The following is a 25,238-nucleotide window of genomic DNA, read 5'->3' as shown; positions in this document are numbered from 1 at the left end:
GGATTTTCAGTGACTTTTCGACCTCTTTTAGCGGCCCTCGCCGTCGTTGCTCTGGCGGGATGTGCAGCCGATCCTGCGCCGAATGAACAAATACGCCTCACCCAGCAAGCCTTGGAACAAGCCAATGCCGTGGGTGCCAACCCCGATGAATCGCCTGAGCTGAAACTGGCCGAAGGCAAACTCACCCAGGCCCAGGCCGACATGGCCGACCGGTCCTACAAGGACGCGCGCATGCAGGCCGAACAGGCCGAACTGGATGCACGTCTCGCCGAAGCCCAAGTGTTGACCCGCAAGAGCCAGGAACAACTGAACGTGCTCAATACCCGTATCACCCGCCTGCGTAAGCAATTGCAGTTGGGAGAAGCCCAATGAGCCCGATGATCCGTGGTTTGAGTTGTATCGTGCTGCTGGGCAGCGCGGCCCTGGGCGGTTGCGCCAGCCATCCGAATGGCGAGCAGGCCCTGCAACAGGCGGGCAGCGACTTCCAGAAGGTCAAGGAAGACGCCAATGTGCTGCGCTTCGCGCCCAAGGACGTGATCCGCGCCGGAGAGTCCCTGGCCCGTGCCGATCGCTTGTCCAGCTACTGGGGCAGCGGCGCCGACGTGGTGCATTACGCCTACCTCAGCCGGCGCTACAGCGCGATCGCCCGCGAACACACCGAGCAGGCACTCAACCAGGAACACGGTGCCAAACTCGAACTGGAACGCCAGCGACTGCAACTGGCCCTGCGTGAAAGCAAGCTGATCAGCGTGCAGCAGCAAGGCAAATGGCTCGAAGAACAGATCGCCAGCCTGGCCACCACCCAGACCGATCGCGGCTTGGTGATGACCCTGGGCGACGTGTTGTTCGACACCGGCGAAGCCGAATTGAAAAACTCGGCCAACCGCACCGTGCTGAAAATCGTCCAGTTCCTGCAACTGAACCCCAAACGCATAGTGCGTATCGAGGGTTACACCGACAGCACCGGCGGCGAGCAGGAAAACCTCCAACTGTCCCGCGACCGCGCGCAATCGGTGGCCGATGTGCTGGTGGACCTGGGGATCGACGAAAAACGCATCCAGGTCGAAGGCTATGGCGACCAGTACCCCGTGGAGGCCAACGCCTCCGAGCGCGGCCGTGCGCAGAACCGGCGGGTAGAGATCGTGTTCTCTGACGCAAAAGGCCAACTCGGCGCGGCCCGCTAGGAGCCTGGCGCAAGCAAAATGTGGGAGGTGGCTTGCTCCCACATTTTTTTGGATGTACCCGAAACGCCGCAGGCCACCCTTACAGTTTTTTCTATCACTGCCGCCCGCGCTCGACTATTGTGGCAACTGTCCCCGTACACTTCTAAACTGTGCCGGTATGTTTCACACAAAAATAAAATACCCGTGAAATCGAGTGCTGCGTCATGACCAATCTGTTGCTTTACCAACGTATCGCCCAGCAACTGGCTGAGGATATCCGGCGCGGTGTCTATCAACCGGGCGAACGCGTGCCCTCGGTGCGCAAGATGAGCTCCCAGCTCAACGTCAGCCATGCCACGGTGTTGCAGGCCTACGCCAATCTGGAAGATCAGGGCTTGATTCGTGCGCGGCCACAGTCCGGGTATTACGTACACCAGACACCGGCGCTGACGGCACCGACGCCGGATATCGCCCGGGTCGAGCGCCCAGGGTTGGTGACCCGCAGCAGCATCATTCAGCAAGTGTTGGTGGAGTCGCGTCGTGAAGGCGTATTCCCACTGGGCGCGGCCGTGCCGAGTGTGGATTACTTGCCGGTACGTGCACTGCACCAGCAGTTGGCCAAGGTCACGCGCTTCCAGAGCCCACGGGCGTTCAGCTACATGTTCAGCCCCGGCTTCGAGCCGTTGCGCCGCCAGGTGGCGATCCGCATGCGCGATGCCGGCGTGGTGGTGGACCCTTCCGAAGTGGTGATCACCCACGGCTGCGTTGATGCGTTGCAGATGTCGCTGCGGGTGCTGACGCGGCCGGGCGACCTGATCGCCGCCGAGTCACCCACCTATTACGGCTTACTGCAGTTGGCGGACCTGTTGGGCCTCAAGGTCATAGAGATCCCCAGTGACCCCGCCACCGGCATGAGCCTCGAAGCCCTGCAATTGGCCGCCAATCAGTGGTCGATCAAGGCCCTGGTGCTGACCACGCGCCTGAGCAACCCTTTGGGCGGCACCATGCCCGAGGAACGGCAGAAACAATTGCTGCGCCTGGCGTCGGATTTCGATATCCAGATCGTCGAAGACGACATCTACGGCGAACTGATGTTCGAGCTGGGTCGCACCAAAGCCCTGAAAGCCTACGATCGCCTTGATCGCGTGATTTATTGCTCGAGCTTTTCCAAAACCTTGTCACCCGGCGTGCGCATTGGCTGGATGATTGCCGGTAAGTATCAGCAGGAAATCCAGCGCTTGCAGATGTTCAGCACGCATTCGGCGTGCAGCGTCACCCAAATGGGCGTCGCCGCGTACCTGGAGAACGGCGGTTACGATCGGCACCTGCGTTACATCCGCCAGGAATATCGCAAGAACCTCAGTGCTTTCCAACTGGCGGTTCAGCAGTATTTCCCCGAAGGCACCCAGATGACCCGTCCGACCGGCGGTTTTATCCTGTGGGTCAGTTTGCCGGGGCGGGTCAATACCCAGGAACTGCATGTGCGTGCATTGCAACAGGGCATCAGCATCGCACCGGGGTTGATCTTCAGTAATACGGAACAGTTCAACCACTGTATTCGTCTTAACTGCGGCACGCCGTGGAACCGCGAAGCAGAGCGGGCGCTGATGACCTTGGGGATGCTCGCCAGTCAGTTATGCCAGGAGACCGCTGTCGGTTTTTGAGGTTCGCCAAGCAGACAACGCGGATAGCTGGCTGATCACCGCGCTTGTCATGCTGCCCTCAACAAGCGAGCATATGGCCCTCTGCCGTTAATGCTGTTGGCAATATGACTTCTATTTTTCGCGCTGTTTTAGTGATTAGCCTGTTCGGCCTGAGTAATGTCGGCGCCACGCTGGCCGCAACGCCTGTGGTCAACCCAGCCCCCGCCGCGAGCACCGAGCAGAAAACGCCCGCAAAAAAAACGACCCCGGCCAAAAAAGCCTCGGCCACGAACAAAAAAAACACGCCGGTAAAAAAACGCGCGCCGGTTGCGAGCAAGTCCAAGTCCGCCCGCGAAGTGGCCCAGACCCAACTGCCACCGGCACAGTTGGATTTGTCCCTGCCCTCCGACATGGTCAGGCACTTGCAGCCCATCGGCAGCATGCCCGCGCCCAAAAACGTACCGTTGCTGCCGCCAATGTTTGGCGAGAAGCCGTCTGACAACAGTGCATTCCAGATCAACGGCCGCCTGCTCAGCAATGAGATGAGGCTGCAACTGCGCAACGAAGAACGGCGAGACGTGGAAGGCGCGGCGCTGGATTTCGAATTCAAGCAATAAACTTTTCCTACGCAGGTGACGTCGACACTCGACCATCTGTCGCAGACTGGTCAGTCACTTTTTTTTTCTGCGAAAAACCCCTGTTAGACCATTTTAAAACGGCTGTTTAAGGGCGTACTCTAGCCCGGCCATCCCTATTGAGCCGTCGAGGACCTGCTGGTCATGAAATGCCGTGAAGGCTGTGGCGCTTGCTGCATCGCCCCCTCCATCAGTTCACCGCTGCCGGGAATGCCCCAGGGCAAACCTGCGGGCGAACGCTGTCTGCACCTGTCGGTCGAACACTTATGCCAGTTGTTCGGGCAACCGGAACGGCCTGCGGTGTGCAGTGCTTTCAAGGCGGATATCGAGGTCTGCGGCATCGACCAGGCCGATGCGATCAGGTTGATCGGCTGGTGGGAGCAGATGACGGCGGCTTGATGGGCTTTACTATCGGAACTTCAACAATAAGGAATACAACAATGGGTTCGCTGAAACGAATGGCTGTGTTGTGCGGTTTTACAGTGTTATTTGCTGCCACTGCTCAGGCTGAGGATTGGCAAGTCGCCAAGGATGAAGACGGGATCAAGGTGTCGCTGAGCGAAGTCGCCGGTTCCAAGTACAAGGCATATCGCGGTGTGACAGTGATCAAGGCACCCGTGGCCAAGATCGAGGCCTTGCAGGAGGACGCTGTCGGTGCCTGCACCTGGATTCATGAATGCAAATCGCAAAAACTGCTCAAGCAGGAAGGCAACAAGAGCTGGACCTACACCCAGTTCAAGGCACCGTTCCCGGTGACCGACCGCGATTCTATCCTGGAAATCACCACGTCCAAGGCTGCCGACGGCAGCGTGACCCGCACCCTGCTGGAAGTGCCGACCTATCAGCCGGAAGTGAAGGGCTACGTGCGCGTGGCCCAGGTCGAAGGCTACTGGAAACTGGTGCCTAAAGGTGCCAATGAAACCGAAGTGACCTACCAGGTACACACCGAGCCAGGCGGCAGCGTGCCTTCATGGTTGGCCAACAAGTTCGTGGTGGACGCCCCGTTCAACACCTTGAAAGCCCTGAAGGAACGCGCTGAGAAGTAAGCGCAGTTGATCCGGTGCCTGCGACCTTGAGTGGAACGTTTGCCGAACCCTCAAGGTCCAGATAGAAGTAAGCCCACACACGGGTTTTATCGAGGAGGCACCGATGCAAAATTGGCAGATTACCTTCGTTGATGATCACGGCGTGCAGTCCGTGGAGCGGTTCGCCTGCGACCGCAAGCCGAGCCTCGAGGATGCGGCACATATGATTCGCAACAAGCTGGTGCCGGTGGCCGCCGAACTGGACCTCAATGACCTGGACGGCCGCAAACCCGAGCCGACGGTCAAGATCCTCAAAGACCAGAACAGTATCCAGATCCTCGACATCTCTCCCGCCGCCTGAACATTCCCTGTATGCCATTCAAGCGCCTCTGGTGGAGGTGATAGCTTCGCGCTACTCTGCAAGTGAGATCAGCGAATGAATCGCTAAGGTCTGGTCTTGTCAGCTACATGCTTGTTTTCCAGCGGTGATGTCATTGTCGTAGCCCCCGCGCCAGTACGGCGCCGGCTAGGGAAGCACGGAAAGTCTATCCATCGGTTTGAGGAGGACGTTTCATGAGCACAGCCTATCAAGAAGACATCAGCACCAACGTTCTGCGCCGCATGAAAGAGGGCGGCTTCGATTTTTCACGGTTCCACCCCATCGAGTTCTACGCCATTTTCCCGGACGAGGAACGGGCGCGCAGGGCTGCGGGTCGATTTCGTGGCGAGTCCCTGAATGCCCAGGTCAGCGCGCGCGACGATGGCGCCTGGTACTTGGAACTGAGCAAGATCATGTTTGCAACCTACGACGGCATAGGAGACTTCGAGCAAGACTTTGAAGCGGTGGTCGAGCCGCTGGGCGGGATCATCGAAGGATGGGGCGTCAAGCAGGAGGTGCGTGGGTTACCCATGTAGCAGTATGAGAAACACAGCGTATCGGCTGACCTTTGGGTCGGCCGATTTTGTTTGTGGCGTCTGAAAGCGGGCGAAACTTGCGCTGTATTTTCAGACAAAAAAAAAGCCACCCGAGCAGGGTGGCCGAAAGGGAAGACCGAAGGAGTCGGTCGGTACACGAGGGCACACGGTACCGATTGCGCGATGGATTGGGCTGTAGGACGGGTCCTGTTCAGCAGATGGTGGTGATTATCCGCAACGCTGGCCGGGCATTGAAATCAACTCTGGCTATGCTGTTGATAGTCAAAGCCCGCATTGTGATGAAGCGTGCGGCCGGACGCTGGGCATTCTACGCACCAGGATGGTGCTCTTAGCTCTCCGTTATTATTTAACTCACTGATTTTTAAGTGTTTATGCCGCTGGCACGGGCCTTGCGATGATTCTCGCGTCCGGGTGACAAGGAGTACGGCATGATCCGCACTTATTACGACGAAATGTACGATGGGGCAGGGCAGGTTCGCCCCCATTACCGCGAGTTCGCCCGCTGGTTGGCTGAAACCCCTGCTGAATTGCTGGCCCAGCGCCGGCGCGAAGCCGATTTGCTGTTTCACCGCGCCGGGATCACCTTCACCCTTTACGGAGATGAACAGGGCACCGAGCGCTTGATTCCCTTCGACACCATCCCGCGCAGCATTCCGGCCAGTGAATGGCGGATTGTCGAACGTGGCTGCATTCAGCGGGTCAAGGCGCTGAATATGTTTCTCGCCGACCTCTACCATGAACAACGCATCATCAAGGCCGGAATCATCCCCGCCGAACAGGTGCTGGCCAACGAGCAATATCAGTTGGCAATGCAGGGGCTGAATCTGCACCGCGATCTGTATTCCCACGTCTCCGGCGTCGATCTCGTTCGCGATGGCGACGGCACCTACTACGTGCTGGAGGACAACCTGCGGACCCCGAGCGGCGTCAGCTACATGCTCGAAGACCGCAAGATGATGATGCGCCTGTTCCCCGAGCTGTTCGCGGCCCAGCGTATCGCGCCGATCGACCATTACCCCAACTTGCTGCTCGACACCCTGAAAAGCTCGAGCCCCCTGGATAACCCAAGTGTGGTGGTGCTGACTCCCGGGCGTTTCAACAGTGCGTTTTTTGAGCATGCCTTCCTCGCCCGGGAAATGGGCGTGGAGTTGGTGGAGGGCGCCGACCTGTTCGTGCGCGATGACCGCGTCTTCATGCGCACCACCGACGGTCCCAAGGCTGTGGACGTGATTTATCGGCGCCTCGACGATGCATTTCTCGACCCGTTGGCCTTCAACCCGGACTCCATGCTCGGCGTCCCCGGCCTGCTTGCCGCCTATCGTTCGGGCAACGTGGTGTTGGCCAACGCGATCGGCACCGGGGTGGCGGATGACAAGTCGGTGTATCCCTTTGTCACCGAGATGATCCGTTTTTACCTGGATGAAGAACCGATCCTGAAGAATGTTCCGACCTTCCAATGCCGTAAGCCCGACGAATTGTCCCACGTACTGGCTAACCTGCCGCACCTGGTGGTCAAGGAAACCCAAGGCTCCGGCGGCTACGGCATGCTCGTCGGTCCGGCCTCCACCGCGGCGGAAATCGAAGCCTTCCGCGCGCGTATCAAGGCCAAGCCCCATGCCTATATCGCACAGCCGACCCTGTGTTTATCCACCTGCCCGACCTTTGTCGAAAACGGTATCGCCCCGCGCCATATCGACCTGCGCCCGTTCGTGCTGTCCGGCAAGGAAACCCGTGTGGTGCCCGGCGGCCTGACCCGCGTGGCCTTGCGCGAAGGCTCGCTGGTGGTCAACTCGTCCCAGGGCGGCGGCACCAAAGACACTTGGGTGGTTGAGGACTGATGCCATGTTGAGTAGAACTGCCTCGGATTTGTACTGGATGTCGCGCTACCTGGAACGTGCGGAAAACCTCGCGCGCATGCTCGACGTCAGCTATTCGCTGTCGCTGATGCCCCAGGACGGACGCGGCGACGGTTTGCATGAGTTGGCCATGCCGTTGTTGATCACCGGCACCCTGGAGGACTACCACGCACGCCACGGCGAACTGCATGCCGAGCGCCTGCTGCACTTTTTCGCGCTGGACGCGGCCAACCCGGCCAGCATCTACAGTTGCCTCGGCGCTGCACGGGCGAGTGCCCATGCGGTGCGTGGGCGAATCACCGCCGACATGTGGGAAAACATCAATGCCACCTGGCTGGATATCCGCGATATCGCTCAGCAAGGCTTGAGCCGCTACGGCATGAGTCGGTTCTGTGAGTGGGTCAAGGAGCGTTCGCACCTGTTTCGTGGAGCGACCTACGGCACCATCATGCGTAACGATGCCTTCCGCTTTATCCGCCTGGGCACGTTCATCGAGCGCGCCGACAACACCCTGCGCCTGCTGGACGCGCGCTACGAAATGGCCGGCGACCAGGCCGACGCGGTCAGCGATGGCACGGCCCACGCGTACTACCAGTGGAGTGCCTTGTTGCGTGCGTTGTCGTCGTTCGAGGCCTACACCGAGATCTACCGCGACGCCCCCGGCGCCCGGCAAGTGGCGGAGCTGTTGCTGTTGCGTGCCGATGTGCCGCGCTCGTTGCGGGCCTGCAGCGAAGAGATCGACCAGATCCTCGCCAGCCTGCCCGGCCTCAACGGCCGCCCGGCCCAGCGCCTGGCCGCCGAAATGGACGCACGCCTGCGCTTTACCGCGATCGACGAAATCCTCGAGGAAGGCCTGCACGCCTGGCTGACCGACTTTATCCCCTTGGTCCGCCAGTTGGGCGACGCCATCTACAGTTCCTACCTGGAGGCGGCATGAGACTCTCCATCAGCCACGAAACCACCTACCACTACGACGATCAGGTGCGCGCAAGCATCCAGTACCTGCGCCTTACGCCCCACGACAGCGAGCGCCAGCGCGTAATCAGTTGGCAATTGGACCTGCCGCGTCCGGTGCGCGCCCAGGTCGACCCGTTCGGCAATATCCTGCATGTGCTGACCATGGACGAGCCCCACGACGCCATCATCATTGGCGCCCGTGGCCAGGTCGATATCGACGAGTTGCGCGAGGCTGAGCACGAGAGCCAGTCAGCCTTCCCGTTTCTGCGCAGCACGCGCCTGACCGAGCCTGACGAAGCCTTGCGTCGCTTTGCCGAGCAGCATTGCCATCAGCGCCGCGACCGCAGCGCCCTGATCGACCTGATGCACGCGCTCAACCATTCGATGGTCTACACACCTGGCGCCACCGAGGTCGACACCAGCGCCGCCGAGGCCTTCGCGGGGCGTGCGGGTGTCTGCCAGGACCACACCCACGCGTTCCTGGCCTGTGCGCGCAGCCTCGGGATTCCAGCGCGGTATGTGTCGGGGTATTTGTACACCGAGGACAGCACGCACCTGGCCAGTCACGCCTGGGCCGAAGCCTGGCTGGACGACGCCTGGTACAGCTTTGACGTGACCAACCAACTGGCGCGGCCGGAGCGCCACCTGAAACTGGCCGTGGGCCTGGATTATCTGGACGCTTGCCCGGTGCGCGGCATGCGTCGCGGCGGCGGGCATGAGCAGATGCATGCCAAGGTGTTTGTGGCGCCGACGCCGCTGGTTTTGGTGCAGCAGCAATAACTCAGGGCTGCTGCTTACGTCCGGCCATATGCTTCAAATACCCCACCAACAACGCTAGCTCGCTGTCGGGCAACACCCCGGCGGCGAAGGCCGGCATTTTCGCCTGGGGCCAGCGGCGCAGGCTTTGCGGGTCGCGGATATAGCGCTTGAGGAAATCGCCGCTGAAGTATTCGGTGGGGTTATAGGGAATGTTCAGGTCCGGCCCCACCTGTGCATCGCCAGCCCCATTGAGGCGGTGACAGGCCATGCAGTTTTTCTGGAACAGCGCAAAGCCTCGGTTGACCGGATCATCCGCACTCAGCTTCGGGTCGGGCAACAACGCCGGAAAGCGCTCGGCGACCGTCTGCAACTGCTTGATCCCTGCGATCTGGAACGGCCATTGCTCGGGGCTGATGTGCCCGGCCTGAGGGTTCGTCCACACCAGGTAGAACGGCCCGGCACTCGGTTTGCCCTCGGCCAGCGCGGGCCACGGCTGGGTGGGATCTTCCACCGCCAGCCAGGCGCGGGCGCCGTGTGTTTCCAGCAAAGGCGCGGCGCTCAGTTCGGCGGCGAACCCATCGAGAGCAACGGCCTGCAGATGGTTTTCTGCCTGCAGACCCGGTAAGAGTGCCGCCAGCGGGACTGCGCGATACGTCATGTTGCGCTTGTAGGAAACGTCATCAACGATATGCACCGTCTGTGCAGCGGGGTGCTTGAGCAGGTCGGCGGTCTGCCAGGTCTTGCTGGCGTGGTCCAACTCAATGCTCAACTGCGCGGCGGTAGCGGGCAGGGCGAGGAACACGGCGAGGAGGGCGAGGATCGATTTCAAGAGGGAGGCCCGGTGCGAGAGGGAATGGCGCCTAAGATAGCGGAAATTTCGCAGGCAAAACGGCAGCCCCTGCAACAGGACCGCTATTCGCAATGTCCCGGCAGGCGCTGCCAAAAACGCTAATCCTGATGCACAGAATGGGGTGTGTGATTCGTCAGCCAAGAACCTTGGTCAGGTTGGGCAGGATCAGAATCAGTGTGGTGGCGAACAGAATAAGTCCCGCCTGACGTACTTTCGAATGCTTGAACATGGCTGACTGCCTTTTGTTGTTATTCCTGAGCGTCAAATGCGTGCCGGTTTATTTCAGTATCGCAACGTGACGTGTCACTTTTCTTACAGTTGCTCCAGCAAAACCCGGCAGCAACTTCCTACTGAGTGAACCTTAGAGCCCTCGTTCTGCCTGGCTTAGATCCATTTCATATCACCTTGCCGTATATTTTAGTTAAATAGGTATGAGGCCTATCGCCATCTTGGCGCCAATGCCTTGGCTAGACCGCTAAAACGATTAATCAAAGGATTGCACTCGCCCGCTACCGTTCGTCCGAGCGAGGGGGTCAAAAGCAATGAGCGCATCCGTCATTGAAACCGTGTCAATCGGGCCTAAGGTAAGGGCACACCTGCACAGCGGTTCGAGGACGTCATGACCCAAGCTTTGATCTTTGATGCGATACGCACGCCCCGGGGCAAAGGCAAGGCCGACGGTGCCTTGTACAGCGTCAAGCCGGTAAACCTGGTGGCGGGTTTGTTGACCGCGCTGGCCCGGCGCAGCGACCTCGACACCCGCCAGGTGGATGACATCGTCCTCGGCTGCGTCACCCCCGTGGGAGACCAGGGCGCCGACATCGCCAAGACCGCCGCGCTGGTGGCGGACTGGGACGTCAGCGTCGCCGGTCTCCAGGTCAACCGCTTCTGCGCCTCGGGCCTTGAGGCGGTGAACCTGGGGGCGATGAAAGTGCGCTCCGGCTTCGAGGACCTGGTGGTAGTCGGTGGCGTCGAGTCGATGTCCCGCGTACCCATGGGCAGCGATGGCGGCGCCTGGGTGCTCGACCCACAAACCAACCTGCACAGTCACTTCACGCCCCAAGGCATTGGCGCGGACTTGATCGCAACCCTGGAAGGCTTCAGTCGTCAGGACGTTGACGCCTTTGCCCTGCATTCCCAGCAGAAAGCAGCCAGGGCGCGCTCAGACGGTTCCTTCAATAAGTCGCTGATCGCGGTGCAGGACCAGAACGGCATTGTGCTGTTGGACCACGATGAATTTGTCCGTGCCGACTCCACGCTCGAAGGCCTGGGCAAGCTCAAGCCCAGCTTCGAGATGATCGGGCAGATGGGCTTTGACGCCACAGCGCTGCGGGTCTACAGCCATGTCGAGCGGATCGACCATGTCCACACCCCCGGCAACAGCTCCGGTATCGTCGACGGTGCCGCGTTGATGTTGATCGGCTCGGAGGCCAAGGGCCGCGAGTTGGGCCTGCAACCGCGGGCGCGGATTGTCGCCACGGCGCTCACCAGCACCGACCCTACGATCATGCTCACCGGCCCGGCGCCGGCCACACGCAAGGCGTTGGCCAAGGCTGGGCTGCGCGTCGAAGACATCGACCTGTTCGAGGTCAACGAGGCCTTCGCCTCGGTGGTACTCAAGTTCATCAAGGACATGCGCATCGACGCCGCCCGGGTCAACGTCAACGGCGGCTCGATCGCCATGGGCCACCCGCTGGGTGCCACGGGTTGCGCGATCCTCGGCACCTTGCTCGACGAGCTGGAAGTGCGCCAACAACGCTACGGCCTGGCCACCCTGTGTGTCGGCGGTGGTATGGGCATCGCTACCATTATCGAACGCCTCTGAGCCCAAGGAATTGTCATGACCGAAGCCATTCGTTACGAAAAGGGCCAGGACCAGATCGTGGTGCTGACCCTCGACATGCCTGGCCAGAGCGCCAACACCATGAACGCCGCGTACCGCGAGGCCATGGCGGCCACCGTGACGCGTCTGCAAGCGGAAAAGCACGGGATCGCCGGCGTGGTCATCACCTCGGCGAAGAAGACGTTCTTTGCCGGCGGCGACCTCAATGAATTGATCAAGGTCGACAAGGCTCACGCCAAGGCATTCTCCGACAGTGTGCGGGTATTGAAGGCGCAACTGCGCAGCCTGGAAACCCTTGGCAAGCCGGTGGTTGCCGCAATCAATGGCGCAGCCCTCGGCGGCGGCTGGGAGATTTGCCTGGCGTGTCATTACCGGGTCGCGCTGGACGACCAGTCGGTACAGCTCGGTCTGCCGGAAGTCACCCTGGGCCTGTTGCCGGGCGGCGGTGGCGTGGTGCGGATGGTGCGCCTGTTGGGCTTGGAAAAAGCCCTGCCCTATTTGCTGGAGGGTAAAAAAATCCGACCGCAGCAGGCCCTGCAAGCCGGCTTGATCGACGCATTGGCGGCGGATCGCGACGAACTGCTGGCCAAGGCCCGCGTCTGGATTCTCGCCCACCCTGAGGCCGCGCAACCTTGGGACAACAAGACCTACCAGATCCCCGGAGGCACGCCGTCTAGCCCGAAAGTCGCGCAGATGCTCGCCATCGCGCCATCGATCCTGCGCAGCAAAACCCATGGCTGCTTCCCGGCTCCGGAGAAAATTCTCTGCGCCGCGGTGGAAGGCGCCCAGGTGGATTTCGACACCGCACACCTGATCGAAACCCGCTACTTCACCGAATTGGTCACCGGGCAGGTGGCGAAAAACATGATCGGCACCTTCTGGTTCCAGCGCAATGAGATCAACGCCGGGCGTTCGCGTCCCCAGGGCTTTGCGCCTTACGTAACGCGTAAAGTCGGTGTGCTCGGTGCCGGGATGATGGGCGCGGGGATTGCCTACGTCAGCGCCTGCGCAGGCGTTGAGGTGGTGCTCAAGGACATCGACCTTGCGGCCGCCGAGAAAGGCAAGGCGCACTCGGCTACGCTGTTGGACAAGAAGGTCAGCCGTGGGCAAATGACCGCCGAGCAGCGCGAAGCCACCTTGGCGCGTATTTATCCTACGCAGTCTGACGCCGACCTGGCCGGCTGCGACCTGATCATCGAAGCCGTCTTCGAAGACCGTGAGCTCAAAGCCAAGGTCAATGCCGCCGCGCAAAACGTGGTCGGCACCGAGGCGGTAATCGCTTCCAACACCTCCACCTTGCCCATCAGCGGCCTGGCCACGGCGGTGTCGGATCAAACCAAGTTCATTGGCCTGCACTTCTTCAGCCCGGTGGAAAAGATGCCGCTGGTGGAAATCATCAAGGGCACACAGACCTCGGACGAAACCCTGGCGCGTGGTTTCGACTTCGTCCTGCAAATCCACAAAACCCCGATTGTGGTCAACGACAGTCGCGGCTTCTTCACCTCTCGGGTGTTCGGCACGTTCACCAACGAAGGCATCGCCATGCTCGGCGAAGGCGTGGCTGCGCCTATGATCGAGACCGAAGCGCGCAAGGCCGGTATGCCGGTGGGGCCGCTGGCGGTGTCCGACGAAGTGTCCCTCAGCCTGATGAGCCATATCCGACAGCAGACGGCTAAGGATCTGCAGGCCGAAGGTAAAGCGCCGACGACCCATCCGGCGACGCAGGTGATTGATCTGTTGGTCAACGAGTACAAACGCACGGGCAAGGCGGCGGGGGGCGGCTTCTATGAATACCCCGCAGGTGGGCAGAAGTATTTGTGGCCGGAACTGAAAAGCCGATTCGAGCGCCCCGACCAACGCATTTCAGCACAGGATGTGCGCGACCGTTTGTTGTTTATCCAGGCCATCGAAACCGTGCGCTGCGTGGAGGAGGGCGTGTTGATGTCCACGGCGGATGCCAACGTCGGCTCGATCTTCGGCATCGGCTTTGCTGCGTGGACGGGTGGCGCGTTGCAATTTATCAACCAGTACGGCTTGAATGACTTTATTGCGCGCGCGCGCTACCTGGCCGAGCAGTATGGCGAACGCTTCGCGCCGCCGGCGTTGTTGCTGCGAAAAGCCGCACAGGGTGAAGTATTTGCCTGACCACAACCCTGCCCGCTGAACCACAGCTATCCACTGTGCGCGGGCTTGCGTTGCGGGGGTATTTCAAGGCAGGCTCTGTGGGTGTTCAATATTCCCATCGCCGTGTCAGGTATTTTTTATGTCGCTACGCGTCTGCATCCTGGAAACCGATATCCTGCGTCCAGGCTTGATTGATCAGTACCAAGGTTACGGGCAGATGTTCAAGCGCCTGTTCTCCAAGCAGCCGATCCCCGCCGAGTTTGTCGTGTACAACGTGGTGCAGGGTGAATACCCCTCGGATGATGAGGTGTTTGACGCGTACCTGGTGACCGGCAGCAAGGCCGACTCGTTTGGCACCGACCCTTGGATTCAGACGCTCAAAACCTACCTGCTCGAGCGCTATGAGCGCGGCGACAAGTTGTTGGGCATCTGTTTCGGCCACCAATTGCTGGCGCTGCTGCTAGGCGGCAAGACCGAGCGCGCCGGCCAGGGCTGGGGCATGGGCATCCACGATTACAAAATCGGTGCCAAAGCGCCGTGGATGAGCCCTGAGGTGCCAGAGCTGACGTTGTTGATCAGTCATCAGGATCAGGTGACCACCTTGCCGGAAAATGCCACGGTCATCGCTTCCAGCGAGTTTTGCCCGTTCGCTGCGTACCATATCGGCGACCAGGTGCTGTGTTTCCAGGGGCACCCGGAGTTCATTCACGACTATTCCCGCGAGTTGTTGGAGATTCTTCAGACAACCTTGGGCGAGAAAGTCTACAAGAATGGCGTCGCCAGCCTGGAGCGCGACCACCACGGTGTGACCGTGGCGGAGTGGATGATGCGCTTTGTCACGCATAAGCCCGAAGCCAAGGTTAATGCCTAAAGCCAGCCCGAACGCTTGAAGCTGGCCCACAACCCGCTACAGCCGACGGCGATGAACCCCAGCACGGCAAAATAGCCGTAGTGCCATTGCAGCTCGGGCATGTTCTGGAAGTTCATCCCGTAAATCCCCGCCACGGCCGTGGGGAACGCCAGGATCGCCGCCCACGCGGCGAACTTGCGCTGCACCACACTCTGGCGCGAGGCCTCCAGCAACACACCGATCTCGATGGTCTGGCTGGCGATGTCGCGCAGGGTGGCCAGGTCTTCCATCTGTCGTGTGACGTGGATTTGTACATCACGAAAATACGGCCGCATGTTCTTGTCGATAAACGGGAAACTCAGTTTCTGCAGTTCCTCGCTGATCTCCACCATCGGTGCCACGTAGCGGCGCAGGCGCAGCACGTCACGGCGCAGGCCGTGGAGGTTCTGGATATCGTGCTCATTGAGTGAGCTGCACAGCACGTTGCGCTCCAGTTCATCGATCTCGGCGTGGATGGCCTCGCTTACCGGCTGGTAATTTTCGGTGACGAAATCCAGCAGCGCATAGAGTACGAAATCTTCCCCATGCTCTAGCAGCAGTGGCCGCGCCTCACAGCGCTGGCGTACAAAGCCGTAGGACGCTGAGTGCCCGTTGCGCGCAGTGATGATGTAGCCGTTGCCGGCAAAGATATGGGTCTCGATAAACACCAGCTTGCCGTTTTCGCGCACCGGTGAATAAGTGACGATAAACAGCGCGTCGCCGAAGGTTTCCAGCTTGGGGCGGCTGTGTTTTTCCAGGGCGTCTTCGATGGCCAGTTCATGCAGGTTGAACTGACGTTGCAGGTTGGCCAGCTCGCGGGCGTCGGGCTCTTCCAGGCCGATCCAGACAAAATGCCCAGGTTTGGCGGCCCAGGCCGCGCCTTCGTCGAGGGTGATATCGGTAACTTTCTTTCCCGCGTTGTAAACAGCGGCCGCAACAACTCTACCCATGGTGCCTATCACTTCTTATCAGGGGGACAGATGTTGGGCAGCTTAGCTGGAAGCGAGTTCTATTGTTACGGCACTTTGCAATTGCTGGTCCATCGCCTGGATGCATTCATCCATCTGCGCGTAGCAGGCTTGCATCAACGCCGGGATGTCATCAACCGTCAGGCCGGTGGTAGGAATCGGCGGCAGCGAGCGTATGAGCACATCACCACTGTTCCAGCGATTGAGCCGCATATGCGTGACGTAATTGCTTACACACACCTGCACGATGGGCACGCCGGCGGCAATCGCCATGTGGAACGCGCCTTTCTTGAACGGCAGCAGGCCCTTGCCCAAGTTACGCGTGCCTTCCGGGAATACCCAGATCGACGTGTCCTTATGCTGCAACGTCTTGGTGGTGGTGAGCATCGCACTGCGAGCCTTTTGCGCATTGCTGCGGTCGATCAGCACGTTGCCAGCCAGCCAGAACAACTGGCCGAACAAAGGCACCCATTTCAGGCTTTTCTTGGCGATACACACAGTGCGGTGCGGCACCACGGTACCCAGCACAAACAGGTCATAGTTGGACTGGTGGTTGGCAATGATCAGGCAACTGCCGGGCTTGTTGCGCAGCGAATCCACATCGGTCTCGACTCGCAATCCGAGTATCCGCATCGCGGGCAGTGCATACAGGCGCGCGCACAGACGGCTGTTGTCCGGGTTGAACGGCCGACAGATCCCCAGCAACACGCCCAATCCACCGGCGAGCATAAAGTGCAGCCCCATCAATAACATACGCAACATAAACAGCATCGACGCGGCCCATCGAGAGAAAAGGTGGCGCAGTGTACGGATGTGCACTGTATTCGGCAATTGCCCGGTAGAGGTAGGAGATAGGCGATGTTTAAGTACATGTTTCAACAATTGCCAGCAGAGGCTGACTAGAGCGGCTAAGGAGGATTCGAATTTATTTGTAAGAAAAAGCCCGACTCAAGGTCGGGCTCTGGCGCAACAGGTGTGGGGACTTAGCTAAGGATATGGCCCTGGTCCTGGATGATTGCCTCATCCAGGGCTTCCAACAGTGCCTTGCGCACTTTCAGTTTGGTCTGCTTGTGGGCATTCATATTGAGCTTCTTCAACTGCCGGGCCGCCTCCAGCGCCGCCGTGTGCAATGCGTCCGGCGCCACCACCTTATCGAGGAAGCCGGCTTGCAAGGCGCCTTGCGGGTCGAACATCTCGGCATTGATCACCGAGCGGTGAAACGCCGACTTGCGCAGACGATCCCGCGCCAATTCGATACCGGCGTGGTGCATGGTCATGCCGATCGCCACTTCATTCAGGCCAATGCTGAACGGGCCCTCGACCCCGATCCGATAATCCGCCGACAACAGCAGGAAAGCGCCCTTGGCCACCGCATGCCCAGGGCACGCGACGATCACCGGGAACGGATGCGCCAACAGGCGCCGCGCCAGCGTCGAGCCCGACGTCACCAGGCCGATGGCCTCTTTAGGGCCAGCGGTCATCACTTTCAAATCATAGCCACCCGACAGAATCCCCGGCGTCCCGGTGATGATCACCACCGCCCGATCCTTCTCGGCCTGATCCAGTGCTTCATTAAACGCACTGACCACCGCCGGAGAAATGGCATTTACCTTGCCGTTGCTCAAGGTCAGGGTCGCGATACCGTCTTCCAGGTGGTAGGAGATCAACTCACTCATGACGCGGTTCCTTGTAGGACTTGTTATAGAGGTGCATGCGCAGACGTTACCCACCACGCCCGCCCTGGTAAAGCGCCGTGACTGACTGGCCGGTCAGGCTTTCCCTCGATACCCGGCGGTAAACCGCCTAGGCAGGGCGCAGCAACCGTCCCAGACGCGTGTTGCCTATGCCTGAGAATGGCAGAATCATCGCCCTCACATGGCCCGTCACGGAATACCGGTCTAACCGCATGAAAATTCTGAAAAAAACCTTTGCCATCAGAAAGGCTTTCGACTACATTAGCGCGCCTCGACAGACTGAACTGGTTTGACGAGATACGGTGAAGTGTCCGAGTGGCTTAAGGAGCACGCCTGGAAAGTGTGTATACAAGAAATTGTATCGAGAGTTCGAATCTCTCCTTCACCGCCACATTCTGCAAACACAAACCCCTGATTTTCCTAGTGAAAGTCGGGGGTTTGTGGTTTCTGGCGTCCAAAAAGTAACGTCATGGGAGCAATATGGGACTGGCGTTCTATTCTGGTGCGGAAAGTAGAGTCAGTGGTTGAGTTCGACCCAAAACTACTGGTCTATGTCTTAACAACACCAAAAGCGCTTCCATTGTCGTTCCATAGATCCTGCTGATGACACTGGCAGGATACGCAGGCGGCGTTCTTATTCCACAGACTGGTCATGCTTAGCTCACCACGTGGCCGATTGTGGCTAAAGCCTTTAGTTAGCTAGCTAACGTATTGGCTCATAAAAATGAGACCACGATTAAAGTTAGCGGATATCTTGCCGAATATAGTTAATGCCCAAGCCTTCTTGGGGCAGCCAACTAAGAGTTCGTCGGGGGTCCTATGGACGCATTACGTAGCATCAAGCTTTCCACACGATTGATCTCTGCATTTGTGGTGTGTGCCATCATCACATTGGGAGTGGGGCTTTTAGGGCGCTCGGGCATCACAACACTAAAAGCAACAATGAACGAAATCGTAAGCAACAATCTGGTGTCTGTTTACAACACCGGTAATGCGCGCGCGAGTGCTTATGCATATTCCAGGGCTGTGCATGCTGCTCTGCTATTTAAGTACTCCAAGGCAGATCCGGTTAAATTTGACGCCGCAGTGCAATCCATGTCCGAGAGTCAGAAGGACGTTGAACGACTCTTCAAGGAATACCGCCAAACGCCTCTTGCCGATGACGAGCGCGTCGCCGGTGATCAGTTCGAAAAAGACTGGCCCGCCTATGTTCAGGGGTCAAATAAAGTAATCGCGTTGGCGACGGCGGGCGACCTTGATGGTGCTACGCAGCTATTCCAGCAGCAGGTTTCGCCGACCTTCAAGGGCGCTATTGATGACCTTCAAGTCATTGTTGCATCCAACTATCGCCAAAGCGGTGAGACTGCAGACGCGGCAGAGGCCGCCACTACGAGTGCTTACTGGATATTGGGTGTAGGGGTAATGGTCGCTTTTTTGGCTGCCATCGCTTTGGGAATGATCATCACACGCTCGATTACGCGACCGCTTTCTATCGCTATACGCAGCGCTGAGGAAGTGGCGGAGGGTGACCTTTCTCAACATATTGAAATCAGTGGGCGAGACGACGTCAGTGTACTGCTGAGTGCGCTGGGTAAAATGCAGGAAAATCTGCGGACCACTGTAAAAGAGATTGGCAGTGCTGCTGACCAACTGGCCTCTGCATCTGAAGAGCTGAACGCTGTCACGGAGGAAAGCTCACGCGGCCTGACGCGGCAGAATGATGAGATTCAGCAAGCGGCAACGGCAGTGAACGAAATGACTGCGGCCGTGGATGAAGTTGCCCGAAATGCGGCAGGCGCCGCTGAAGCCTCTGAGCAAACCAGCCTTAGTGCTGTGCAAGGGCGTGATCAAGTGCGCAGAGCCGTTAACTCTGTGGGGGCGATGGCGGATGAGATTTCAAACTCAACCGGCAAGGTTGAGGTGCTTGCAACCCGTGTCAGCGAGATCACAAAAGTACTTGAGGTGATCAGGGCCATTGCGGAGCAGACCAATCTCCTGGCACTGAACGCCGCCATCGAAGCAGCCAGGGCGGGTGAGCAGGGTCGCGGGTTCGCTGTTGTAGCAGATGAAGTGCGCGCACTTGCCCATCGGACCCAGGCGTCGACGGCGGACATCGAGTCGATGATGCAACAGGTTCGTTCGGGAGCTGAAGAAGCCGTCCTCGCGATGAATAAGAGTAAAGAGCTGGCAGTCGATACGCGGGCGCAGTCCATTGAGGCTGGCCAGGCCCTTGACCGAATCACCGAGGGTGTTTCAATCATCAATGAAAAGAACCTAGTGATCGCAAGTGCCGCTGAAGAGCAGGCTCAGGTTGCTCGTGAGGTTGATCGTAATCTGGTCAATATTCAGGATCTTTCCACGCAAACAGCGGCGGGCGCACATCAAACCAATGCGTCGAGCGCCGAACTTTCGCGACTGGCGGCGTCGTTTGGCGTACTGATCAGTCGATTCAAAGTTTGAGCACTATGGTTGCTGGGCGTACTTGGTATCAGCGGTGATGGTGATCCGCAGCGTTGGACTGAACGCATATTGCGGCGGTTGACGGTAGATCGAACGCCGAATTCGCATAACGCCGTTTATGTTCAACGGGCCCCCACATCTAAGCCAGGTGCGGGGGCCTTTTTTCGGGCTCCGGAAACCAGAGTGGCCGTGTTCTGCAACCCGGTGCGTTTAACCCTTGGGACTACTTCTACACATGCCACCAGGCTGCGGCCCTTGTAAGCCGTGGGGCTTGTCTCTAAAATGCGCTCGCGGGTAGTTTCGAGTCTCTTCTTTACCGCCACATTCTACAAACACAAACCCCTGATTTTCCTAGAGAAAATCGGGGGTTTGTGGTTTTTTTGGCTGAAAAAGGCCATATAGGCCCAATGTGGGACTGACGGTGTTTTTTGCCGTCTGCCTTCAGACACAACTGTTTGGCGGGTTCAGAATTGGCAGATGGGTTTCTATGCGGGTTAAGCAGGCTGCTTTCGGCCAAAACTGGTCGATCAGGTGCCTTCTAAAACTAGGAGGATTCATCCTGCATCGAATCGTTGGCAATTCTTCCGCCCATCCGGACTGCGTAAAATGACCACCCGACCGAAGCCGAAGCTCAACCTGCGCATTCTGATTCTTATCTTTGTACTGCTTTCGGCCATCGCAACCCTGGGCAACAGTTTCTGGGTGACGTTCAAGATTCAGAAGCAGGAATTGATCGAGAATGCGCTGGAAGTGAACAAGGCCTATGCCTCTCGGATCGCCCGGAGTGTGGAGCAGGTACTCAACTCCGACCTCGATAAACTGAAATATGGCTCGGTCGTCATTGGCAAAACGTTTGGTGACAAGCAAGAACTCGCGGAGGAAGTCCAGCGACTGTTTGGGCAAGACGCCAGTTTTAACTCCGTGTTGATCGCCGATGCGGGGGGAACAATCGTTGCCTCAGCTCCGGAAAACCTCCATCTCGATGGGCTGGCGCTGCAACACCGGGAGCCTCTCAGCCTTCGCACGCCGATCATCAGCAACGCGTTCAGGTCCATCGCAGGTAATCTGGTGGTCTTTATTTCCCACCCCATATTCGACGCGAAAGGAGAGTACCTGGGCCTGATAGGCGGCAGTATCCAGCTTGAACAGAGGAATACGCTCCAGGCGCTGATGGACACCAATGTGCGCAAGGACGGGGCGCATGTCTATCTCGTCGACAGCGCTCGCCGGGTGATCTATCACACCGATCCCGAGCACATCGGCAACGTCACTGGAGTGGGGTTGATCGTTGACGCGGCACTTAGTCAGGACGCGGGAACGTTGCAGGCGACGGATGCCAATGGCGTGGACATGCTCGCGGGGTTCGCCAGGGTGCCCAGCAGTGGTTGGGGGGTGATCTCGCAGCAGCCACTCGACAACATACACGCCATTCTGCGACACACCATGGCCAAGGTGGCGCAGGGCATCGCGCCCCTGGCGCTGTTCGGAATCGTCTTGATTTGGTGGTTGGGCGCACGGATCTCGGCGCCATTGTCCAGGCTTGCCGATTGCGCTAAACGGCTGGACTCGCCTGACAGCTACGAACGTATCAGCGCAATCCCGTCGCGCTATTTCGAAAGCTGGCAGATTCGCAGAGCACTGCTGCTTGGCGCTACCCTGCTACAGGAAAAGATCGGCAAGCTAAACCAGGAGGCACAAACTGATGTGCTGACAGGGCTGGCCAATCGTCGAGCGATGCAGGACATCCTGTCGCGCTGGCAGGACGCCGACAAAACGTTCGCAGTCGTTTCCATGGACATCGACCATTTCAAGCGTGTGAACGATACGTTTGGTCATGGTGTGGGTGATGAAACGCTGAGGGCCATCGCACAGCTCATGCAGCAGAACTCACGGTCCAACGACTTGCCCTGCCGGGTCGGCGGAGAGGAGTTCGTATTGTTATTGCCCAACAGTTCGCTTCAAGCTGCAACGGATGTCGCCGAGCGATTGCGTGCCTCGATCGAAGCAGCAAACATTGTGACGGTCGGGCATGTCACCGTGTCGCTGGGCGTCGCGCTATGGCATCCCGGTGGCGATTCGATATCCGCTGTGCTTGAGAGGGCTGACCAGCTTTTGTACCAGGCCAAGCAAAACGGTCGTAATCGGGTGGTGGCGGAACAGGCTTGATGGGCCTCCGCCAGTCTCGGGACACGCCTTCAATGCCTATGCCGATGATGAATGTCCGGAAAATGCGGATGGCTATGCTTGATCGGGTTATGGGTGTGCACATGCGTGTGCGGCGTTGCCGGGTCCCACTCAACCGCGTGTTCATGTTGATGATGTTCATCGTGGACATGCCGATGCCCGTGTTCCGTCGCCTCATGCTGATGTGCATGGGCATGGCGCTCGGTCAGGTGCAGCCACACCCCTGCAGCCATCAGCGCCGAAGCAATCCAGAACGCGCCGCTCACCGACTCGCCCAGCACCAGCAAGGCGAGTGCGGCGCCGAGGAAAGGCGCGGTAGAAAAATAGGCGCCGGTGCGCGCACTGCCCAGCCCGCGTAACGCCAACACAAACAGCACCAGGCTGATGCCATAGCCGAGAAACCCGACCAGCAAAATCGGCGCGAGCTGCGCCATGCCGGGGATCTGCGCGCCGAGGTACAGTGCCAGGCTGCAATTGACCACACCCGCGATCAAACCCTTGGCGCCGGCGATAAACAGCGCGTCCGAGGCCGACACCTTGCGTGTCAGGTTGTTATCAATCCCCCAGCACAGGCAGGCCACGGCAACCGCGAGTGGCCCGATCCAATCGTGACTGTCGGCGCCGTCTTGGGGCCATGACAACGCCACGCCACCCAGCACAATCGCAATCATCCCGAGGACGATGCGGCGGTCTGCGTTTTCCCTGAAGACCAGCCAGGCGATCAGCGCGGTCAATACCGATTCAAGGTTGAGCATTAGCGACGCGGTGGCGCCGGAGGTGCGGGTGAGGCCGAACATCAGGGCCACGGGCCCGAGGATGCCGCCGAACGCAATGGCGCCGAGCAGCCACGGCCATTCGGAGGGCGTCAGCCCGGTGGGGGTCCAGCCGCGATCACGGATCAGGCGCACGATGGCGAGTCCGCCGCCGCTGCCGAGGTAAAGCAGGCCTGCGAGCAGCACGGGCGAGAGGCCCAGGCCGAGGCTTTTGGCGAGCGGGGTGCTGGCGCCGAATAGCGCGGCGGCGGCGAGCGCGTAAAGGATACTGAGGTTCATGGACCATCCTCGAAAGGTTGGCCCATGATACGTCGCTCGCTCAGGTTAAATCCCGCGCAAATAGAGCAACGTCCGGTTTAGTGTGCTGCTTTCAGCTTGACCACATCACCGGAGATCTTGGTGGTGTAACCGCTCAGCACCCAAGCCCAAAACCATTTTTCCTGGATTTCGGTATTGATCATTGCGTCGCCGCCTTTTGCCTGGATGGCAGCCGTCTGGGCGCGGACGAAACGGCTGTTCTGGCCGATTGGGATCACACCGAACAGCATGATGCCGGTGGCGGTGGCTTCACTGTGACCCAGCACGGTGTATTGGCTGCTGTCGTATTGCGGGGATTTGATGGCGGTGCCGGTGCAGCCTGCGAGGGTGAAACCGAGAACAGCTGCTGCAACCACTTTACTGACGTACTTCACTGAGTAACTCCATGGACTGAATCCCGAGATTCAATTCTCGGGGGGCGATACTTTAAACGCTCCTGTAACAGATTGAAAACAATTGCCCGTCGTTCAGGCTTGCACATACGCCCAAGCCGTCAGGCCCGATGCCAACGCCACGCTGACCCGCTTGTAGTCGGACACTTCATACGCATCCGCCGCCGCCAACTCGTGCTCGGTAATCTGAAACACCCTGCCTTCAACGCTGGCGCCTTGGTCGGTGCTCGGCGCGACGATCGGGTGATGGGTCTTGCCGCTGGTGGCCAGCACTTGCGGGTCGGTAATCTCTACCCAGTTTTTCGAGTAGCCCAACATGGCGTCATGCTGGCCTGCCAGTTCTCTGCCGAAGCTGGCGAGTTGGACAGCCTTGTCCTGCAAGGTGCCGTAGGAAAACAACAGCACGGGAAAATCGGCGCAGCCTTCCATTTTTTGGTTCCCTTGAACAATTAAGCGAGTAGGTCTTCATAGAACGCGCCATACGGCTTGCTCGGGTGAGCGATCTGGATTTCCAGAATCCACAGCCCCGCATTCGGGTACTGCTCGAAGTCGCCGAGGTCGCCGCCACGATGGATAGCGTGGGGAAAGTCGCTGACGCGGTGGCCCTTGATGTCGAGGTTCAACTGCCAGCCCATGGCCTGGGCTTGTGCTTCGGCGTAGCGGTAGAGTTCGAGGCCGATGACCTGGTCGTTTTTCCAGCGCGCCTGCACGCGGTGGAACAGCTCTTTGGCCGCGTTGGCGCAGGCGATCATGTCCGGGTCGGTGCCAATGCAGAACGTGGCACCCGCGTCGCCTTCGTGACCTTGCCAGACGGCGCCCATGTCGATGAAGAAAATGTCGTTTTCACCGAGTACCGGGTCACCGTCGGAGCGTTGCTTGAAGGTCTTGAGGGTATTGGCGCCGAAGCGCACCAGCAACGGGTGCCAGATGCGTTGCATGTCGAGGTCGGCGAGGATGTGCTTGCCCAGCTCGCGCGCTTCGGACTCGAGCATGCCGGGGCGGATGCGTTGGGCCAGTTGTTCGATGGCTTGCCAGGTCATGGCCTGGGCATGGCGCATGGATTCGATACTGTAGGCGGCGCCCACGGCTTCTTTGGGGTGTCCTGACACCGTTATCTCCTTGTGCGGCAGCTAGCGTTATACGTTTTACTATATAGCGGCTGGCGTTAGGCGCCCAAGTGAAATTATTAGAAATGCAGCCACGCCAGGCTGCCCAGCACCACGGCCACACCGCCAGCCGTATACGACATGCGCTTCAACCATTCCTTGCGCGTCAACAACGTAATCGCCGCCAACGAAATCGCGATCTGAATCGCCGTCATCGCCTGGGCCCAGCGGTGATGCTGGTGCAGCGCTTCTTCGGATTTCTGATCCCATTCCTGTGAGGTTGCCTCAAGTTTCTCGGCCTGTTTACGCACGTCTTCCTTCTGGCCCTTGTAACGCTCGCTCTCATCCTTGTAGTGCGCGGCGTCTACACCGGGAATATGGGTAGCCAGTTCCGCCAGGTTTTGCCGGCTGGATTTGGCCTGGTAGTAGTTCCACTGGTTGGCCGCTTCGGTCTTGAAAATGGCAGCGTTGTTCTTGTCCATCGCCGCTTCGCTTTCGGTGGAGCCGGCCTGGTAGCTGAGCATGGCGCCAAGGGTGGCCATCAGTGCCGTCATCACGGCGATGCGGCTGGCGAAATTGTCACCGCGCGCGTGGGCATGTTCGGTGGTGTGTTCGATGTGTTTTTCGTGGGGGCTGGGGACTTCGAAGGCTTCGGTCATGGGG

General features: G+C 59.2%; 25 protein-coding genes, 1 tRNA gene and 1 pseudogene. 18 read left to right on the top strand and 9 right to left on the bottom strand.

Annotated elements, in window-relative coordinates; translation table 11 throughout:
- Positions 1-9 precede the first annotated feature (9 nt).
- From ACS5Q8_RS21630 to ACS5Q8_RS21580, 11 genes are all read left to right on the top strand, one after another.
- The gene (locus ACS5Q8_RS21630; RefSeq protein ID WP_253398117.1) at positions 10-372 is read left to right on the top strand and encodes a DUF4398 domain-containing protein; all 363 of its coding nucleotides are present in this window, start codon (positions 10-12) and stop codon (positions 370-372) included.
- On the top strand, positions 369-1,184 hold the full coding sequence (locus ACS5Q8_RS21625) for an OmpA family protein (RefSeq protein ID WP_247402644.1): 816 nt from the start codon (positions 369-371) through the stop codon (positions 1,182-1,184). Before ACS5Q8_RS21630 ends, ACS5Q8_RS21625 begins: the two co-directional genes overlap by 4 nt.
- Positions 1,185-1,387: 203 nt before the next feature.
- Positions 1,388-2,827, top strand: a complete 1,440-nt coding sequence (locus tag ACS5Q8_RS21620) for an aminotransferase-like domain-containing protein (RefSeq protein WP_276194378.1) — start codon at positions 1,388-1,390, stop codon at positions 2,825-2,827.
- A gap of 104 nt (positions 2,828-2,931) precedes the next feature.
- On the top strand, positions 2,932-3,423 hold the full coding sequence (locus ACS5Q8_RS21615; protein WP_426100105.1) for a translation initiation factor 2: 492 nt from the start codon (positions 2,932-2,934) through the stop codon (positions 3,421-3,423).
- A gap of 162 nt (positions 3,424-3,585) precedes the next feature.
- Positions 3,586-3,840, top strand: coding sequence for a YkgJ family cysteine cluster protein (locus ACS5Q8_RS21610; RefSeq protein WP_276194376.1), 255 nt, complete (start codon positions 3,586-3,588; stop codon positions 3,838-3,840).
- A 41-nt stretch (positions 3,841-3,881) separates the two neighbouring features.
- Positions 3,882-4,487 (top strand): START domain-containing protein, encoded by a 606-nt coding sequence (locus ACS5Q8_RS21605; protein ID WP_276194375.1) that lies wholly within the window; start codon positions 3,882-3,884, stop codon positions 4,485-4,487.
- Positions 4,488-4,590: 103 nt separating this feature from the next.
- Positions 4,591-4,827, top strand: coding sequence for a hypothetical protein (locus ACS5Q8_RS21600; protein WP_247402633.1), 237 nt, complete (start codon positions 4,591-4,593; stop codon positions 4,825-4,827).
- Between the two features lie 212 nt (positions 4,828-5,039).
- Positions 5,040-5,381, top strand: a complete 342-nt coding sequence (locus tag ACS5Q8_RS21595; protein WP_003193463.1) for a ribonuclease E inhibitor RraB — start codon at positions 5,040-5,042, stop codon at positions 5,379-5,381.
- A 449-nt stretch (positions 5,382-5,830) separates the two neighbouring features.
- Complete coding sequence (locus ACS5Q8_RS21590) at positions 5,831-7,240, top strand: circularly permuted type 2 ATP-grasp protein (protein WP_276194374.1); 1,410 nt, start codon at positions 5,831-5,833, stop codon at positions 7,238-7,240.
- Positions 7,241-7,244: 4 nt separating this feature from the next.
- On the top strand, positions 7,245-8,195 hold the full coding sequence (locus ACS5Q8_RS21585) for an alpha-E domain-containing protein (protein ID WP_276194373.1): 951 nt from the start codon (positions 7,245-7,247) through the stop codon (positions 8,193-8,195).
- Positions 8,192-8,995, top strand: a complete 804-nt coding sequence (locus tag ACS5Q8_RS21580) for a transglutaminase family protein (RefSeq protein WP_276194372.1) — start codon at positions 8,192-8,194, stop codon at positions 8,993-8,995. Before ACS5Q8_RS21585 ends, ACS5Q8_RS21580 begins: the two co-directional genes overlap by 4 nt.
- 1 nt (position 8,996) lies before the next feature.
- On the opposite strand, the gene ACS5Q8_RS21575 is transcribed toward ACS5Q8_RS21580, so the two are convergent.
- Positions 8,997-9,803 carry a c-type cytochrome gene (locus ACS5Q8_RS21575; protein ID WP_443697156.1) on the bottom strand — a complete coding sequence of 269 codons (807 nt, stop codon included), beginning with the start codon at positions 9,801-9,803 and terminating at the stop codon, positions 8,997-8,999.
- Positions 9,804-10,443: 640 nt separating this feature from the next.
- On the opposite strand from ACS5Q8_RS21575, the gene ACS5Q8_RS21570 reads away from it, so the two are divergent.
- The 3 genes from ACS5Q8_RS21570 to ACS5Q8_RS21560 all read left to right on the top strand — a co-directional run bounded on the left by ACS5Q8_RS21570 (position 10,444) and on the right by ACS5Q8_RS21560 (position 14,662).
- Entirely contained in the window at positions 10,444-11,649 is a 1,206-nt protein-coding gene (locus tag ACS5Q8_RS21570) for an acetyl-CoA C-acetyltransferase (RefSeq protein ID WP_443697155.1), read from the top strand.
- A gap of 15 nt (positions 11,650-11,664) precedes the next feature.
- On the top strand, positions 11,665-13,812 hold the full coding sequence (locus ACS5Q8_RS21565; RefSeq protein ID WP_465159391.1) for a 3-hydroxyacyl-CoA dehydrogenase NAD-binding domain-containing protein: 2,148 nt from the start codon (positions 11,665-11,667) through the stop codon (positions 13,810-13,812).
- Positions 13,813-13,930: 118 nt separating this feature from the next.
- A complete protein-coding gene (locus ACS5Q8_RS21560) occupies positions 13,931-14,662 on the top strand; it encodes an amidotransferase (RefSeq protein ID WP_276194368.1) in 732 nt (243 codons plus the stop codon).
- Here ACS5Q8_RS21560 and ACS5Q8_RS21555 read toward each other — a convergent pair.
- The 3 genes from ACS5Q8_RS21555 to ACS5Q8_RS21545 all read right to left on the bottom strand — a co-directional run bounded on the left by ACS5Q8_RS21555 (position 14,659) and on the right by ACS5Q8_RS21545 (position 17,324).
- Positions 14,659-15,630, bottom strand: coding sequence for a magnesium and cobalt transport protein CorA (locus ACS5Q8_RS21555; protein WP_276194367.1), 972 nt, complete (start codon positions 15,628-15,630; stop codon positions 14,659-14,661). The genes ACS5Q8_RS21560 and ACS5Q8_RS21555 overlap by 4 nt on opposite strands.
- 42 nt (positions 15,631-15,672) lie before the next feature.
- On the bottom strand, positions 15,673-16,419 hold the full coding sequence (locus ACS5Q8_RS21550; RefSeq protein ID WP_276194366.1) for a lysophospholipid acyltransferase family protein: 747 nt from the start codon (positions 16,417-16,419) through the stop codon (positions 15,673-15,675).
- 212 nt (positions 16,420-16,631) lie between these two features.
- Positions 16,632-17,324, bottom strand: a complete 693-nt coding sequence (locus ACS5Q8_RS21545; RefSeq protein WP_247405379.1) for a crotonase/enoyl-CoA hydratase family protein — start codon at positions 17,322-17,324, stop codon at positions 16,632-16,634.
- Between the two features lie 319 nt (positions 17,325-17,643).
- Here ACS5Q8_RS21545 and ACS5Q8_RS21540 point away from each other — a divergent pair.
- From ACS5Q8_RS21540 to ACS5Q8_RS21525, 4 genes and pseudogenes are all read left to right on the top strand, one after another.
- Positions 17,644-17,733: transfer RNA gene (locus tag ACS5Q8_RS21540), tRNA-Ser, on the top strand.
- 428 nt (positions 17,734-18,161) lie between these two features.
- Positions 18,162-18,947, top strand: a pseudogene (locus ACS5Q8_RS21535) (MCP four helix bundle domain-containing protein); the annotation flags it as partial.
- A complete protein-coding gene (locus ACS5Q8_RS21530; protein ID WP_426100115.1) occupies positions 18,939-19,802 on the top strand; it encodes a methyl-accepting chemotaxis protein in 864 nt (287 codons plus the stop codon). The pseudogene ACS5Q8_RS21535 and the gene ACS5Q8_RS21530, both read left to right, overlap by 9 nt.
- A gap of 606 nt (positions 19,803-20,408) precedes the next feature.
- Complete coding sequence (locus ACS5Q8_RS21525; protein ID WP_247402521.1) at positions 20,409-21,968, top strand: diguanylate cyclase; 1,560 nt, start codon at positions 20,409-20,411, stop codon at positions 21,966-21,968.
- A 29-nt stretch (positions 21,969-21,997) separates the two neighbouring features.
- On the opposite strand, the gene ACS5Q8_RS21520 is transcribed toward ACS5Q8_RS21525, so the two are convergent.
- From ACS5Q8_RS21520 to ACS5Q8_RS21500, 5 genes are all read right to left on the bottom strand, one after another.
- Positions 21,998-23,038 (bottom strand): DMT family transporter, encoded by a 1,041-nt coding sequence (locus ACS5Q8_RS21520; RefSeq protein ID WP_276194364.1) that lies wholly within the window; start codon positions 23,036-23,038, stop codon positions 21,998-22,000.
- Positions 23,039-23,115: 77 nt separating this feature from the next.
- Positions 23,116-23,451 carry a hypothetical protein gene (locus tag ACS5Q8_RS21515; protein ID WP_247408343.1) on the bottom strand — a complete coding sequence of 112 codons (336 nt, stop codon included), beginning with the start codon at positions 23,449-23,451 and terminating at the stop codon, positions 23,116-23,118.
- 93 nt (positions 23,452-23,544) lie between these two features.
- Positions 23,545-23,898: a gamma-glutamylcyclotransferase family protein gene (locus ACS5Q8_RS21510; protein WP_276194363.1), complete on the bottom strand. Its 354-nt coding sequence runs from the start codon at positions 23,896-23,898 to the stop codon at positions 23,545-23,547.
- 20 nt (positions 23,899-23,918) lie between these two features.
- Positions 23,919-24,578, bottom strand: coding sequence for a M24 family metallopeptidase (locus tag ACS5Q8_RS21505; protein ID WP_276194362.1), 660 nt, complete (start codon positions 24,576-24,578; stop codon positions 23,919-23,921).
- A gap of 77 nt (positions 24,579-24,655) precedes the next feature.
- A complete protein-coding gene (locus tag ACS5Q8_RS21500; RefSeq protein WP_276194361.1) occupies positions 24,656-25,234 on the bottom strand; it encodes a DUF4337 domain-containing protein in 579 nt (192 codons plus the stop codon).
- Positions 25,235-25,238: the final 4 nt, after the last annotated feature.

The organism is Pseudomonas sp. PAMC25584 (assembly GCF_058135675.1).
This window is presented reverse-complemented; position numbering and strand designations above follow the sequence as displayed.

Bases quoted from the DNA above. Each gene is read 5' to 3' on its own strand.
- ACS5Q8_RS21600 (WP_247402633.1), top strand. From the start codon at position 4,591: ATGCAAAATTGGCAGATTACCTTCGTTGATGATCACGGCGTGCAGTCC.
- ACS5Q8_RS21525 (WP_247402521.1), top strand. From the start codon at position 20,409: ATGACCACCCGACCGAAGCCGAAGCTCAACCTGCGCATTCTGATTCTT.
- ACS5Q8_RS21510 (WP_276194363.1), bottom strand. From the start codon at position 23,898: ATGGAAGGCTGCGCCGATTTTCCCGTGCTGTTGTTTTCCTACGGCACC.
- ACS5Q8_RS21605 (WP_276194375.1), top strand. From the start codon at position 3,882: ATGGGTTCGCTGAAACGAATGGCTGTGTTGTGCGGTTTTACAGTGTTA.
- ACS5Q8_RS21555 (WP_276194367.1), bottom strand. From the start codon at position 15,630: ATGGGTAGAGTTGTTGCGGCCGCTGTTTACAACGCGGGAAAGAAAGTT.
- ACS5Q8_RS21610 (WP_276194376.1), top strand. From the start codon at position 3,586: ATGAAATGCCGTGAAGGCTGTGGCGCTTGCTGCATCGCCCCCTCCATC.
- ACS5Q8_RS21620 (WP_276194378.1), top strand. From the start codon at position 1,388: ATGACCAATCTGTTGCTTTACCAACGTATCGCCCAGCAACTGGCTGAG.
- ACS5Q8_RS21615 (WP_426100105.1), top strand. From the start codon at position 2,932: ATGACTTCTATTTTTCGCGCTGTTTTAGTGATTAGCCTGTTCGGCCTG.
- ACS5Q8_RS21530 (WP_426100115.1), top strand. From the start codon at position 18,939: ATGCAGGAAAATCTGCGGACCACTGTAAAAGAGATTGGCAGTGCTGCT.
- ACS5Q8_RS21550 (WP_276194366.1), bottom strand. From the start codon at position 16,419: ATGCTGTTTATGTTGCGTATGTTATTGATGGGGCTGCACTTTATGCTC.
- ACS5Q8_RS21590 (WP_276194374.1), top strand. From the start codon at position 5,831: ATGATCCGCACTTATTACGACGAAATGTACGATGGGGCAGGGCAGGTT.
- ACS5Q8_RS21545 (WP_247405379.1), bottom strand. From the start codon at position 17,324: ATGAGTGAGTTGATCTCCTACCACCTGGAAGACGGTATCGCGACCCTG.
- ACS5Q8_RS21585 (WP_276194373.1), top strand. From the start codon at position 7,245: ATGTTGAGTAGAACTGCCTCGGATTTGTACTGGATGTCGCGCTACCTG.
- ACS5Q8_RS21580 (WP_276194372.1), top strand. From the start codon at position 8,192: ATGAGACTCTCCATCAGCCACGAAACCACCTACCACTACGACGATCAG.
- ACS5Q8_RS21500 (WP_276194361.1), bottom strand. From the start codon at position 25,234: ATGACCGAAGCCTTCGAAGTCCCCAGCCCCCACGAAAAACACATCGAA.
- ACS5Q8_RS21560 (WP_276194368.1), top strand. From the start codon at position 13,931: ATGTCGCTACGCGTCTGCATCCTGGAAACCGATATCCTGCGTCCAGGC.
- ACS5Q8_RS21570 (WP_443697155.1), top strand. From the start codon at position 10,444: ATGACCCAAGCTTTGATCTTTGATGCGATACGCACGCCCCGGGGCAAA.
- ACS5Q8_RS21625 (WP_247402644.1), top strand. From the start codon at position 369: ATGAGCCCGATGATCCGTGGTTTGAGTTGTATCGTGCTGCTGGGCAGC.
- ACS5Q8_RS21520 (WP_276194364.1), bottom strand. From the start codon at position 23,038: ATGAACCTCAGTATCCTTTACGCGCTCGCCGCCGCCGCGCTATTCGGC.
- ACS5Q8_RS21595 (WP_003193463.1), top strand. From the start codon at position 5,040: ATGAGCACAGCCTATCAAGAAGACATCAGCACCAACGTTCTGCGCCGC.
- ACS5Q8_RS21565 (WP_465159391.1), top strand. From the start codon at position 11,665: ATGACCGAAGCCATTCGTTACGAAAAGGGCCAGGACCAGATCGTGGTG.